The sequence below is a fragment of the Cohnella sp. 56 genome (genome assembly GCF_037963805.1).
Classification (GTDB): Bacteria; Bacillota; Bacilli; order Paenibacillales; family Paenibacillaceae; genus Cohnella.
The window spans coordinates 17,993-31,693 of record NZ_JAZDQE010000018.1 but is presented as its reverse complement, the minus strand read 5'-3'; the positions used below and the strand labels follow the sequence as shown (position 1 = coordinate 31,693).

General features: G+C 64.5%; 10 protein-coding genes. 3 read left to right on the top strand and 7 right to left on the bottom strand.

Annotated elements, in window-relative coordinates; translation table 11 throughout:
• Window positions 1-78 precede the first annotated feature (78 nt).
• Window positions 79-2,949: a family 78 glycoside hydrolase catalytic domain gene (locus VQ071_RS24470; RefSeq protein WP_340516878.1), complete on the bottom strand. Its 2,871-nt coding sequence runs from the start codon at window positions 2,947-2,949 to the stop codon at window positions 79-81.
• 1,336 nt (window positions 2,950-4,285) lie between these two features.
• On the opposite strand from VQ071_RS24470, the gene VQ071_RS24465 reads away from it, so the two are divergent.
• Window positions 4,286-5,164 (top strand): AraC family transcriptional regulator, encoded by an 879-nt coding sequence (locus VQ071_RS24465; RefSeq protein WP_340516877.1) that lies wholly within the window; start codon window positions 4,286-4,288, stop codon window positions 5,162-5,164.
• A gap of 32 nt (window positions 5,165-5,196) precedes the next feature.
• Here the strand turns inward: VQ071_RS24465 and VQ071_RS24460 are convergent, their stop codons facing one another.
• Window positions 5,197-5,616: a DUF1801 domain-containing protein gene (locus VQ071_RS24460; RefSeq protein ID WP_340516876.1), complete on the bottom strand. Its 420-nt coding sequence runs from the start codon at window positions 5,614-5,616 to the stop codon at window positions 5,197-5,199.
• Window positions 5,617-5,781: 165 nt separating this feature from the next.
• The gene (locus tag VQ071_RS24455) at window positions 5,782-8,535 is read right to left on the bottom strand and encodes a glycoside hydrolase family 2 protein (protein ID WP_340516875.1); all 2,754 of its coding nucleotides are present in this window, start codon (window positions 8,533-8,535) and stop codon (window positions 5,782-5,784) included.
• A 146-nt stretch (window positions 8,536-8,681) separates the two neighbouring features.
• On the opposite strand from VQ071_RS24455, the gene VQ071_RS24450 reads away from it, so the two are divergent.
• A complete protein-coding gene (locus tag VQ071_RS24450; RefSeq protein ID WP_340516874.1) occupies window positions 8,682-9,707 on the top strand; it encodes a substrate-binding domain-containing protein in 1,026 nt (341 codons plus the stop codon).
• Here the strand turns inward: VQ071_RS24450 and VQ071_RS24445 are convergent.
• From VQ071_RS24445 to VQ071_RS24430, 4 genes are read right to left on the bottom strand one after another with little or no spacing between them, the layout of a single operon-like run.
• Window positions 9,664-9,993, bottom strand: a complete 330-nt coding sequence (locus VQ071_RS24445) for a hypothetical protein (RefSeq protein WP_340516873.1) — start codon at window positions 9,991-9,993, stop codon at window positions 9,664-9,666. The genes VQ071_RS24450 and VQ071_RS24445 overlap by 44 nt on opposite strands.
• The gene (locus VQ071_RS24440) at window positions 9,990-10,475 is read right to left on the bottom strand and encodes a hypothetical protein (protein WP_340516872.1); all 486 of its coding nucleotides are present in this window, start codon (window positions 10,473-10,475) and stop codon (window positions 9,990-9,992) included. The genes VQ071_RS24445 and VQ071_RS24440 overlap by 4 nt, the downstream gene beginning before the upstream one ends.
• Window positions 10,476-10,490: 15 nt before the next feature.
• Entirely contained in the window at window positions 10,491-11,054 is a 564-nt protein-coding gene (locus tag VQ071_RS24435; protein WP_340516871.1) for an NUDIX hydrolase, read from the bottom strand.
• Entirely contained in the window at window positions 11,051-11,974 is a 924-nt protein-coding gene (locus tag VQ071_RS24430; protein WP_340516870.1) for a Cof-type HAD-IIB family hydrolase, read from the bottom strand. The genes VQ071_RS24435 and VQ071_RS24430 overlap by 4 nt, the downstream gene beginning before the upstream one ends.
• 181 nt (window positions 11,975-12,155) lie before the next feature.
• Between VQ071_RS24430 and VQ071_RS24425 the strand changes: the two genes are divergently transcribed.
• Entirely contained in the window at window positions 12,156-13,682 is a 1,527-nt protein-coding gene (locus tag VQ071_RS24425) for an MDR family MFS transporter (RefSeq protein WP_340516869.1), read from the top strand.
• Window positions 13,683-13,701: the final 19 nt, after the last annotated feature.

The window sequence follows — 13,701 nt, the reverse complement described above, 5'->3', positions numbered from 1 at the left end:
TTCACCGCCGCAAGGGCTGAAGCCGCCGTCTTCGAGAACGTTTCGTAATGCGGGTACTACAGAAGATTGCCGACAACGTCAGGACGAATAGGCGACTCGGATGACCTCGCCCGTCATCCCCTCCGGCAGCGTCACGCTCACCTGCACGTCCTCCGGCGATTCGATCCGCAGCTTCAGCTTGCGATCGGCCTCGACTTCCCAGCTCACCGCGATGTGCCCGCCCTGCGGCAGCGGCACGACGCCCTCCGCCCAGGTCAGATCGCACGGCTGCGGCGCCACCTCGACCGTCCGCCAGCCGTCGGCGCCGCGCTTCACGCCTAGGATGCTCGCGCCCAGGAAGTAGCCCGGCGCAGCCGACCAGGCATGGCAGTGGCTGCGGGTGAGCATGTCGGGGTTGCTGCGATTCTCCTTGAAGTTCGGATACATCTCCCAGCAGGTCGTCGCGCCGTATCTCAGCATTTGACCGTAATTGTGCCGGATATCGTCCAACAGCTGTCCTTGCCGGCCCGCCCGTTCGAGCGCCTCGTAATAGAAGAACGACATGAATGGGCTGCCAATCTGCACGAATACGGGCGGCGGAGCGCTCAGGTACGCCTCGATCGCGGTCAGCCGATCTCCCCGCGCGACATCGCACAGATAAGCGACGACCTGCGTCTGCATGCTGTAAATGTCGGAGCGGCGCCCGTCCGCATGGATGCAGTCGACGTATGCCCGCCGCTCCTCGTCCCATAGCTGCGCATTGATGGCGTCCGCGAGAAGATCCGCGCTCTGTGCGAACGCATCGGCCTCTGTCTCCGCTCCCGCCGCACGCGCCAGCGCACGCGATTCCCGCAGGGCCTTGACGAGGAACAGATTCTGATGCGTGACGATACCGGCGTTCGGCTGATCGATCGGCGCCCAGTCGAGCAGGTTCCAGCCCGCGATGTTCAGCAGGCCGTCGCGGTCGATATGCTGGACATAATGCGTCAGCGTATGCTTGACCGCTGGCCAGATGCGGGCCGCGAAGGCGGCGTCTCCCGTATGGGCGGCATACTCCCGGCAGGCGATGATCCAAAAGAAGGTCCAGTTCGGGATGACGCTGCTCCAGGCGCTCGGCACTTGATCGAGGTAGAGCGGCGTCTCGTCAGCCGACCCCGGCACCAGGTTCAGACAGCGCTCCACGATGTCGGTCGCGCCGAACACATAGTAGTTCACCAGCGCTTCGTTGCGGCTGTCGCCTACCCAGAATACTTGCTCGTAGGACGGACAATCGACGAACGTATCTTCCATGCACAGCCGGGTCGTATGGCGGCTGATCTCCCAGGCCTCGTTCAGCAGCGCGTCCGAGCAGCGGAACCTCCCGATCTCCGTCACCGGATAGGTGCTCTGATGCATGAATATCTCATGCAGCTTGACCGCCTCGCGGTTGCCCCGCACGGTCAGATACAGGTAGCGGAAACCGCGCCGGACAGGCGACAGGTACGATTGCCGGCCGTCCCTGCAGATGTAGCGGAACGTATTGTCCAGTCCGTAGGTGTGCTGCGTGTAGCCTTCCCGCATGTACTCCACGCCGTAGGCATCGACGATCGTGCCCGCCGGCGCCTCCAGCTCGAAGCCGATATATCCCGAGCGCTCCCTGCCCAGGTCGATGACCAGCTCGCAGTCGCCGTCCGCGAATACGGGCAGCACGCCCGGCTCGGGCACAGGCAGGATCGCGTTCTGCAACTGGGCCGGCACCGCCCTGCGCTCGGCCATCGTCCGCCAGACATGCGCGCCGAACACATCCTGGTCACTGCACAGCGCTGCATCGAACGGCCTGATCCAGGCGCCGTACGCTTCGAGCGCGGCGGGCGTCGAAGCCGCCGCGGGCAGCGCGATGTAGTCGGGATGGTCGGCAGCCAAGCTTCGGCCGGGCCGATGATCGATATACTGCACATCGTCGAACGGACCGATCGTCGCGAACGGCACGTCCTCGCCGCCCGCCGGGGAGCGCAGCGCGAACGGCATGTCCCCATCCACGGCCACATGATAGCTTCCTCCATGGTCGGAGCCGGTGATGTCGACGAGCACCAGATGCTCCCCCGCCTCCAGATGCAGCCGATAGTAGCGTTCCGGCTGGACGCCGGTCCATTCGTTCTGCAGGACGCCGTTCACCCATACGCCCTTCCCGCGGATGCCTACGGGGAAGCCCAGGCTGACAGCCCCGCTCCGTTCGGCCGAGACGATCGTCGCCAGATAACCGCAGTAGCCGATCGGATTGGCGTGATTCGCGCTGTCCGGCACCATCTGGTTCCGCAGGTCCAACGCGGCCGCATAGACCGGCGCCTTCACCCGGCTGAGCGACAGAATCGAGGCGGGATACAGCTTTTCCTCCGTCAGAAAAGGGATATCCCGCGGCACGAGCGACGTCCAGGGCGCCATGCCGGCGGGACCGAGCGCCGCAGCTCGGTCCCACGCGCCGTCGTCGAACGTCTCCTCGGCCCAGTCCTCCGCCAGCTCTCTCGCGTCAATGACCTCCGCGAACGCCTGCTGGCAGGCCATCCGCGGGGAGTTGCGGCGATGCCCGCCCAACCGCTCCGTCCGCCAATCGCCGTTCGTCGCGGCCAGTATGCGGTCCCCGGCTTCGATTTCCGCGATCAATCCCCCGCGGCCGCGCAAGTAATAAAAGTTCGATACGCCGAAGTGCAGCACCAGCGCCGCGATCGTATTACGAGCGCCCGGTCGCAGCAGGTGGCCGATATCGTACGAATCGTAAAACTGCTCCTTCGGCCAGGAGCGCACCGGTCCCCGCCCAACCTGCCGGCCGTTCACAAACAGCACGTATCGCGAGTCCGCCGTAATATGCAGCATGACTGGCTCCCCGACTGCCGCCGGAGCATCGAAGCTCCCGCGAAAGCACCGCCACTCGTTGCGCGGACTCTCCTCCTCTCCTCCCCAGATCCATGAAGCGCTCCAGTTCCTGCCTGCCATTGCACTGCCCCCATCCTCCGGCCTTCGGCCAAATGTGTCCATACCTCCCATTGTAGCGAAGGTACGCGTCAAGAAAAGGGTTGATACTGCCAACAAGAGGGTGTATTCTGCCAAGAGGAGATGCAAGGGCGAGGGGGCGGGCGCTGGTGGGCGGGGGAGTGCCGGGCGTTTGCGGCGGTGTCGCCTGCATGGCGAGAGGCGATCGGACTCGCGCCGGCGCCGGGGCGCCATCGCCTGCTCGACGAGAGGCGATCGGACTCGCGCCGGCGCCGGGGGCGCCATCGCCTGCACGACGAGAGGCGATCGGACTCGCGGCGGCGCCGGGGGCGCCATCGCCTGCACGACGAGAGGCGATCGGACTCGCGCCGGCGCCGGGGGCGCCATCGCCTGCACGACGAGAGGCGATCGAACTCGCGGCGGGGACGGGGGTGCCATCGCCTGCACGACGAGAGGCGATCGGACTCGCGGCGGCGCCGGGGCGCCATCGCCTGCTCGACGAGAGGCGATCGGACTCGCGGCGGGGACGGGGGCGCCATCGCCTGCACGACGAGAGGCGATCGGACTCGCGCCGGGGACGGAGGTGCCATCGCCTGCACGACGAGAGGCGATCGGACTCGCGCCGGCGCCGGGGGTGCCATCGCCTGCACGACGAGAGGCGATCGGACTCGCGCCGGCGCTGGGGGCGTCATCGCCTGCACGACGAGAGGCGATCGGACTCGCGGCAGGGACGGGGGCGCCATCGCCTGCTCGACGAGAGGCGATCGGACTCGCGCCGGCGCCGGGGCGCCATCGCCTGCTCGACGAGAGGCGATCGGATTCGCGGCGGCGCCGGGGCGCCATCGCCTGCTCGACGAGAGGCGATCGGACTCGCGGAAGTTATGCGACAGTACCGCATAACGCGCTGTCGGCGCGGCGAATTAGCCCGCGTTGTGCGACAGCACCGCACAACGCGCTGTCGGCGCGGCGATTCGGCCCGCGTTGTGCGGCGGTACCGCATAACTCGCTATCGTCGCAGCGAATCAGCCCGCGTTGTGCGGCGGTACCGCACAACGCGCTATCGGCGCAGCGAATCGGCACGCGTTGTGCGACAGTACCGCACAACGCGCTGTCGGCACGGCGAATTAGCCCGCGTTGTGCGACAGCACCGCACAACGCGCTGTCGGCGCGGCGATTCGGCCAGCGTTGTGCGACAGCACCGCATAACTCGCTGTCAGCGCGGCTGGTCGGCCCGCGTTGTGCGGCGGTACCGCAAGGGCTCCCGTGCATCACGTGATGCACGGGAGCCCTCGTGGAGCGGCCGATGGCGATCAGCACACGAATGGGAGGCCGCACGTAGATGATTAAGCAAAGAGTCGAGGTTACGCCGTCGCATCTCTTTTTCGACGAAGAGCTGCCGTTCTTCATCAATCGCGTAGCCGAATCGTACGCGGTGGGCTATCATGCCCACGAGTTCACGGAGATCTGCTACGTCGGCGAGGGGGAAGGCTACCAGTTCATCGGAGACGAGCGGCTGCAGGTTCGCAGAGGGGATCTGTTCACCCTGCCCCTGGGCACCTCTCATGTGTTCCGACCAAGATCGGCTGATGGGGGCAGGCCGCTGGTCGTCTACAACTTCATATTCGACGCCGACCGTATGTCGCAGGCGCTGGGCGGCTTCCCCGGATTGGCGCTGCTGGAGCGCACGCTTCCGAGCGTCAACCTGGCTCCGGGCGCCGAAGGCTGGCGGAAAATGCAGGATCGGACGGGCGCCTTCGAAGCCTTCTTTGCGGCCGCCTATCCGGAGTTCGTGCGCCGGCAGGCGGGCTTCGACACTCGCATCTACGCGCTGTTCATCGTGCTGCTCACAGAGCTGGAGCGCAGGCTGGCCGACGACGCAGACGACCCGCGCCCGGCGCAGGAGGGCGGCCTGGCGGAGACGCTGGCGCGGCTCCGCGACTCCCTCGCATCGCCGATCACGGCGGCGCAGGCAGCGCAGGCAGCGGGGCTCAGCGAGCGCCACTTTCACCGGTTGTTCGCGCAGACGACCGGCCTGACGTTCAACCGCTACGTGCAACGGCTGCGCATCCAGCGCAGCTGCGAGCTGCTCCGCCGGACGCGACTGACCGTGCAGGAGATCGCAGAGACGGTCGGCTATCAGGACCGCGGCTATTTTCTGGATGTGTTCAAAAAAATAACGGGTTTATCGCCCCGCGCATATCGGTCAGTACGCGAGTGAGCCGCTCGTGCGTTACTTTATGGTGTACCGAACTATAAACCTAACGAGGGGTAATGCTTCCGGGCATGGTAAGTGAGAGATAGAGCAATGCATTGCTTTAATTCGTTCACCAGCAGGACGTCCTGCTCGTTGAACACAATAGCCCGATTTCCCTCAAATATGAATTTATCCCGATAAATCTCCCTGAAGGTCTCCACGAGCTTTGTTTTGCAGTTGAAGTACAGGGCATACTGACCTGGGCTCGACTTTTTCCACCCTAATCTGATGGTGCTGCCCGTTTTTGTGACGTAGCTGGCTTCCCCCCATTTTAACGTCTCTTCTACCTCATCAACCCCGTCTGTCTCTGATGCAGTATCCAAAATAAGCTGACGCAGTATAAAAATCTTCTTCTGGATGTTTGCCGGATACTGTGCAATTACAGCGGCTACCTTCGAATTTTCAATTACACCCACACGAATCACCCTTAGATTATGATTCAATACGAGGTTAAGTATAAAACCACCAACCTGACAACTATCTGTCAGGTTGGTTTGTCTTTTTTGATATTCTCATAGATATTTTAACCATTCGATCGGCGGCTCTAGCTTCCCCACATGGCGGCCCGCCGCCGCCCCGCCTCAAAACCCGCGGAACGCCAGCTCCGGCAGCATCTCCCCGGCCGCCCGATCCTCCGCCAGAAAGCCGCCCGCCCTCTTGCGCCAGCAGGTGACCGCAACCTCCCGGCTCTCGCCCGGGAGCAGCGTGAAGTACAGATCGTCCGCTTCCAGCCACCAGCCGTTCGTCGTCTCCTCGGCGTGCACGTGCATGGCGATCTCCCCGCTCTCGTTCGCCAGCCTGTAGCTGCGAGTCACCGCCTCCAGCCACCGCTCCCCCGCGTCCATGTCCGTCGGCTTCCGATCCCTCACGTCCGTCTCCGTCCCCATGTCCGCCGGCTTCCAATCGCCGAGCGCCGCCATGGTCAAGCCTACTCCGGCGCCCATCGCCAGTGCCGGCGCGTATATATCCCGCTCCCGCGTCGAGAAGAAGTAATCGTTCGCATGCAGCACCGCGCCGTCCGCCCCGCACAGCTCGAGGCGCAGCAGGAACAGCTCCCCGAACGCCTCCGTCACGAGCACGCTAACGTCTCCCGCATGCGCCGCATGGTCGCCGTCCACGCTCACGGCGTCCGACTGCTCGTGCAGCAGGCTGCCGTCCGCCGCGAACAGCCGGCTGCGCAGCGTCAATCCCTCCGCGGCTTCGTGCGCGCCCGCGAACAGTCTGGCCTCGAACGACTCCCCCGTCCGGAAGTTCAGCCGCCTGTACTCGGCCGACGCGAACGCGGGGCTGAACGCCCGGCGTGTCCAATAGTACGCCATCTTGCTCTCGCCGTAATAATCGACGAGGCTCGTGCTCGACGCGTTGGGGTACGGCTCGTTGAGCTGCCAGATGATGCTGCCGCTGTTCCTGAACGCCCGGCGCCGGTTCGCCTCCAGCACATAGCGCAGCCCCTCCGCCTGAATCCACTGGCTGGCGCGGCTGAACGTCCCGATATCGTCCAGGCCGCCCTCGCCGAACAGTTCGAGGTCCCGATCGTACGTATCCCACCACTCGCCGTGATGCCGCCAGACGAGGCTGTCCGCCATCGAGACGGGACGAAGCTCCGCCGCGGGCAGAAACTTGCGCAGACTTTTGACGGCACTCACTCCGTCTACGCCGAATTCGCTGTGGAACAGATTGTCCACATCCGAATACAGCTCATAATGCCCCGGATTGCCCTGATACTTCCAATGCCCGTGCACATCATGGCTGACGCCCTGCTCGGGCGTAATGTACTGCACCGGCCCCGACGCCGACGTCGGCAGGAACAGCCGCTGCGGATCGTGCGCCGCCACGAGCGCCTGCAGCATGGCCAGATTCTCGTCCGCGTACGTCGACGGGACGTTCGGCTCGCTCATCAGCTCGTTGCCGCCGCTCCAGACGGTCAGCGACACATGATTGCGCTTGGCCTTGAGGGCGCTGACGGCAGTCTGCGCGATCAGCTCCAGGAACTCCGGCCGCTTCGACGGCTCGTTGTCGATGCCCGAGCTCGACTGAATGAACTCCTGCCACACGAGTATTCCGTGCCGGTCGCACAGGTCGTAGAACCGTTCCTTTTCGATGATGCCGCCGCCCCATATGCGCACCATGTTCACGCCCGCACGCTTCATCATCAGCACATAGTACTCGTACTGCTCCGGCGTCACATTGCCGTACAGATGATCGAGCGGCGTCATGTTGACGCCCCGGATGTAGATGCGCTTGCCGTTCACGACAAACGTATAAGGCAGCGCCTCCGCCGGACTGTCTTCGTTCAGCGCATACGATAGAGACCGTACGCCCGTCCGTACGACGCGCTCATCCATAACGGCGCCGCCCGCCAGCAGCGTCAGCCGCACCGTATAGAGCGGCTGCGCACCGTAGCCGTTGGGCTGCCACAGCTTCGCCTGCTCGATGGGGATGCGCAGCGAGCCGCGGCCCCCGCCACCCCCGCCGTCCGCCCCGAGCGGCGTCTCGGCCATCGCGACGGCATTCCCCGACGGGTCGGTCACATCGACGCGCAGCACGAGCGCTCGCGAACCGGCCGACGGCATCCGCTCGTCTCCCGCGTTCCTTTCTCTTCCCGGTACTCGCTCTCCTTCGGACCCGCCGCCCGCATTGCCTGACGCTCCCCCCGTCGCCACCCCTGCCGCGAGGGCCGACGCCGAGACGGCAATCACGCCTGTGCCGGCCTCCGCATCGGCGTCCGTCGTCACGGACACGTCCTCCAGCGACCAGGCCTCATGCATGCGCAGCAGCACATCGTCCCAGATGCCGATATTGACGAGCCGCGTGGAAAAGTCCCATTTATAGTTGAACCTGCTTTTTTGCGTATACGTCTGAGAGGTGCGTCCGATCTGCGCCATCTCGTCCGGCGCATGCTTGAACATGACGGTCACTTCCACCCGCTCCTGCGTCCGGACCGCCTCGGTAATGTCGAAGACGGCCTCGTGGTACATGCCCACATGCTCTCCGAGCAGCTTGCCGTCCACATACACCTGCGCCTCATAGTCCAGCCCCTTGAACACCAGCTCCGTGCGGCCGCTTCCCGTCTGCGGACTCGCGAAGGCGGCGCGGTACACCCACCACCTGTTCTCGACCCACTCGCACTTCCAGCTGTTCAGGCCGAACCACGGGTCCTCGATCAGCCCCGCCCGCAGCAGGTCCGCGTGTACGCCCCCCGGCACCGTCGCCGGCAGCCAATCCGTCACGCCCAGCAGCTCCTGCCCGATCTCCATGCTGCTCACCTTCAGCGGCACCCAGGGCCAATACCCTTTGACCGACCACTGCTCGCCGTTCAACAACCGTTCCTTCATCGTCCTATTCGCCCCGTTTCCCATCGATATGCCTCGCCAATGCCCACATCATAGAGCATTGCCCGCAGCGCATCAATTGACAAACGGCTTGACAAACTTCACAGTGTAAAGCAAAGCAACCTATAACCGCGAGGCGGGGTAATCCGATGGGCAAACATGTATCCATGCAGCAGATCGCCGACGCGCTCGGCATCTCCAAAAACGCCGTATCCCTGGCCCTCAGCGGCAAGCCCGGCGTGAGCGACTCGCTGCGAGATCGCATATTCGGGACGGCCAACCAGCTCGGTTACCGGGCGCGGACGGACGCGGAGGGACGGCGGACACGCAATCTGCTCGTGCTGATCCCGACTTACATTCGATACGAACAGGGCTTCTACCGGGAAATATGCTGGGCAATCGACAGGCGGGCCAAGGAAAACGGATGCCGCGCGGTCATCTGCGAGGTCGGCGAGGGGATGGAGGAGAAAAAGGAACTGCCGGCGCAGTGGCATCAGGCGGTGTACGAGGGCCTGCTGCTCGTCGGCGTATTCCGCGAAAGCTACGTCCAGCATCTGCTGGACCTGGGCATGCCGCTTGTCATCGTCGATCACGACTACGACACGCTCAGACTGGATGCCGTCGTGACAGCCAATACGACGGAAGCGTACCGAATCGTATCGTATCTCGTCGGTCTCGGCCACCGGCGGATCGGGTTCATCGGCGCGATCGGCATGACCCGCAGCTTCATGGAGCGCTGGCTCGGCTACTGCCAGGCGATGAGCGAAGCGGGGCTGGCGGTGCCGGACGATTGCTGCCTGACCGCCGAAGCGCCGCTCGCGACGCTGCACTCGCAGCCCGCCGAGCTGCGATCCTGGCTGGACGGGCTGACGGCGTATCCGACGGCCTGGTTCTGCGCCAACGACATGATCGCCGTCAACCTGCTGCGCATGCTGTCCGACATGGGCGTCCGTGTGCCTGCCGACATATCGGTAGCGGGCTTCGACGATATCGAGGAGGCGGCGGCCGCGCAGCCGCCGCTGACGACCGTGCAGGTGCAGCGCGAGCAGCTGGGCTACGAGGCGGTGGACTTCCTCATCCGCAAGATCGATTACGGCGGCAATCCGACCAAGCTGTCCATCTACGGCGCCTTCATCGAGCGCGCCTCCTGCGCCGCCCCGCTCGGCGGAGGCTGAAGGGGCGGGTGGAGAGGCGATCGACGTGGCTGGGCGGCCGGTTCGGGCCCATCGCCTCCACTACGAGAGGCGATGGCGCTCGCACGACCCGCGTCCGGCCCATCGCCTTCACTACGAGAGGCGATGGCGATCGCCCGACCCGCGTCCGGCCCATCGCCTTCACTACGAGAGGCGATGGCGCTCGCGCAGGCCGCGTCGGCCCATCGCCTCCACTACGAGAGGCGATGGCGCTCGCGCAGACCGCATCCGGCCCATCGCCTTCACTACAAGAGGCGATGGCGCTCACGCAACCCGCGTCGGCCCATCGCCTCCACTACGAGAGGCGATGGCGATCGCGCAGACCGCATCCGGCCCATCGCCTCCACTACGAAAGGCGATGGCGATCGCGCAGCCCGCGTCCGGCCCATCGCCTTCACTACGAGAGGCGATGGTGCTCGCGCAGCCCGCATCCGGCCCATCGCCTTCACTACAAGAGGCGATGGCGATCGCCCGACCCGCGTCCGGCCCATCGCCTTCACTACGAGAGGCGATGGCGCTCGCGCGACCCGCGTCCGGCCCATCGCCTTCACTACGAGAGGCGATGGCGATCGCGCAGCCCGCGTCCGGCCCATCGCCTCCACTACGAGAGGCGATGGCGATCGCGCGACCCGCATCCGGCCCATCGCCTTCACTACAAGAGGCGATGGTGCTCGCCCGACCCGCGTCCGGCCCATCGCCTTCACTACAAGAGGCGATGGCGATCGCATCACTCGCGCCGCTCGCCTCCACCTATCCCGCCGCGCGTCAGCACCTGAATAGGCCGTACCCGTCGAGCGGCACGATCGGATGCTCGTCGACCGACAGCCCTGCGGAGACACCGTTCAGCGCGACGTCGACGAGCCAGCGCGTGAACGGCGCCACATTCATCGACGCCATCTCCTCCAGCGAATAAAACCCTGCCGCGTCCACCTCCACGCCGTCCGGTACGGGTTCCCCGCCCGCATAAGTCATCGCGAACGCCACATACAGATTGTGCACGGCCCGCGGCTGGTCCCGCAGGGCGGCAACGCCGGTGACGACGGCATCGATGCCCGTCTCCTCCAGCACCTCGCGCCGCACGGTCTCCTGAATCTGCTCCAGCTGCTCCGCATAGCCGCCGGGGTTCGTCCAGTAGCCCTTGCCGGGCTCCTGCGCCCTGCGCACGAGCAGCAGCTTGCCCTCCCGCTGCACCAGCGCGCCTACGCCGATGCTGTAGCTCCCCCAATGCACGAAGCTGCAAGCGGTGCAGGCACGCCTGGGCGTACCGTCGACATCGCGCGTCTCCATCGCGGCGCCGCATGACGAGCAGTAACGGATGTCCGCGCTCATACGGTCGCCCTCCCCGACTCGGGTACAAGTGCCGCCCGGTCCGGTGTCCCTTCGGATTCGCCCTCGGCCGCCTCTGCGGCAATACCGTTGTCTGCGTCCGCAACCCGACGCCCCTGCGCTCCCTCTGCTCCGCCCTCCGGCTGTCCCGGCAGACAACCTGCATAGACCAGCCCTTGGCGAATACCCCCGGCATCCGCGCGGGCGGTGACATAATCCGCATACGGCAGCAGCTCCGGATAGCTGTTGCCCATGGCGATGCCGAGACCGACGACCTCGAGCATCTCCTTGTCGTTCAAGCCGTCGCCGAAGGCGACCGCTTCCTCGAGCGGGATGCCGAGCGTGTCCAGCATCGCCTGGATGCCCTCGGCCTTGGAGCCGGTATGCGGCAGCACGTCCAGCGCGTGCGGATGCCAGCGGATGAACCGCAGGCCCGGCAGCTCGGGCATATACGCCGACTCCTCGCCGTCCGTACAGTGCAGGAACACCTGATAGATTCCTTCCTCCCGCCAGTAATCCGCGTTGAAGCCCGGACGCTCGACCTTGAGCGTATCGACGGCCGTCCAGACGCCGGCATGGTTCTCGTGGTTGGTATTGTAGGCCGCCTTGCCCTGGAATACGAGCGGATGACCCGCACGCCCGGACAGCTCGACGAGCTTTTCAAGGTCGCCGATCGGGATTTTCCTGTCGTACAGCTCCTTGCCTTTGTACACGACGTAGCCGCCGTTCAGGCTGACAAACGACTCGATGCCGAGTTCATCCAGCAGCCATTTGAAAAAATAAGGCGCGCGTCCCGTCGCGATGACAGGTTCGATCCCGCGTTTCTTCAGCTCGGCGATCGCTTGTCGCGTATCTTCGGGCACCCGCTTGTCCTCATCCAGCAGCGTACCGTCAATGTCAAAAAATACGATTTTATAGCTCATGCGCGCTCTCCACCCTGTCTTTTTATACAAACCAAAACCATTCCCTCTATCATCTAACAAAATGTCCTCCGCGTAAACGGCTGTCTTGAGATACTGACAGACTGCTGTCAAGGACGATCCCATATGATGAATACAGACAGCACGATCGGCAGAAACAATTCGATGCAAAGGACTGATTCACGTGCAGCAAAAAACACAAAACATCGGGATCGTAATCGCGGGGCTGTTGCTCTCTATCCTGATGGCCTCGATGGACAACTCCATCACCGCGACGGCCATGGGTTCCATCATCGGCGAGCTCGGCGGTCTCGACAAATTCGTATGGGTGACGTCGGCCTACATGGTCGCGGAAATGGCGGGCATGCCGATCTTCGGCAAGCTGTCGGATATGTACGGGCGCAAGCGATTTTTTGTCTTCGGCATCATCTGCTTCATGCTCGGCTCGGCACTGTGCGGCACGGCGGATTCAATCCTGCAGCTCAGTCTGTACCGTGCCGTTCAGGGTATTGGAGCCGGTGCGCTCGTACCGATCGCCTTCACCATCATGTTCGACGCCGTCCCTCCGGAGAGCAGGGGCAAACTTGGTGGCCTGTTCGGCGCAGTATTCGGCCTGTCGAGCATATTCGGACCGCTGCTCGGCGCGTATATCACCGACCATATCAGCTGGCAATGGGTGTTCTACATTAATCTGCCGCTCGGACTGATCGCATTCGCCATGATCGCCTTTTTCTACAAGGAATCGGCGCAGCATGCCCGCCAGACCATCGACTGGCTCGGCGCGGCCACGCTCGTCGGCACGATCGTCTGTCTCGTGTTCGCGATGGAGCTCGGCGGCGGCAAGACGTTCGCTTGGGACTCCGCGGAGATCGTCGGCTTGTTCGCCGGAGCGGCCGCGCTCGCGCTGCTGTTCGTCTGGGCCGAGCGCCGTGCGCAGGAGCCGATCATCTCGTTCGCGATGTTCCGCAGCAAGCTGTACGCCACGAGCAATGCGCTCGCGATGCTGAGCGGTGCCGCCTTCATCACCGCTTCGGTCTATATCCCCATCTACATGCAGGGCGTGCTGGGCGGGTCGGCCACCAACTCGGGGATGGTCCTGCTGCCGATGATGCTCGGGACGGTCGTGACGGCTACGCTCGGCGGCAGCCTGCTGAACAAGCTGTCTTACCGCACGATCCTGATCCCGAACATCGTCATTCTCGTCGCGGGCATCGCGCTGCTGACGACGCTGACTGCGGACACGTCCCGGTGGATCGTCACCGTGTATATGGTGCTGGTCGGCCTCGGCGTCGGCGCCACCTTCTCCGTGTTGGGCAATGCCGCCATTCACGCCTTGCCGGCGAGCAAGCGCGGCTCCGCCAGCTCTACCTTGAACTTCCTGCGGTCGCTCGGCATGACGCTCGGCATCACGCTGTTCGGCATCGTCCAGAGCCACGCGATGACGCGCAAGCTGGCGGACGCCATGGCCGACGGCGGCGGCGCAGGCGCTCTCGATCTAAGCGACCCGCATGCGCTTATGGAGCCTGCGGCCCGCGCCCGAATTCCTCACGAATTGCTCGCCAAGGTGACGGAGGGCCTATCCTCCTCGATCTCGGCGACGTTCATGTGGAGTCTCGTCCCCGCCGTGCTGGCGCTGGCAGCGGTTCTGCTCATGAGCAAGGAGCGCTTCGATCCGGCGCTGGAGTCGGAGGCGTACGCGGCCCAGCATTGATTAACGAAGTCGGAGCAAC

What these genes read in the sequence shown, in the direction of transcription:
- VQ071_RS24470 (WP_340516878.1), bottom strand. Translation starts at nt 2,949, where the DNA reads ATGGCAGGCAGGAACTGGAGCGCTTCATGGATCTGGGGAGGAGAGGAG.
- VQ071_RS24465 (WP_340516877.1), top strand. Translation starts at nt 4,286, where the DNA reads ATGATTAAGCAAAGAGTCGAGGTTACGCCGTCGCATCTCTTTTTCGAC.
- VQ071_RS24455 (WP_340516875.1), bottom strand. Translation starts at nt 8,535, where the DNA reads ATGAAGGAACGGTTGTTGAACGGCGAGCAGTGGTCGGTCAAAGGGTAT.
- VQ071_RS24450 (WP_340516874.1), top strand. Translation starts at nt 8,682, where the DNA reads ATGGGCAAACATGTATCCATGCAGCAGATCGCCGACGCGCTCGGCATC.
- VQ071_RS24435 (WP_340516871.1), bottom strand. Translation starts at nt 11,054, where the DNA reads ATGAGCGCGGACATCCGTTACTGCTCGTCATGCGGCGCCGCGATGGAG.
- VQ071_RS24430 (WP_340516870.1), bottom strand. Translation starts at nt 11,974, where the DNA reads ATGAGCTATAAAATCGTATTTTTTGACATTGACGGTACGCTGCTGGAT.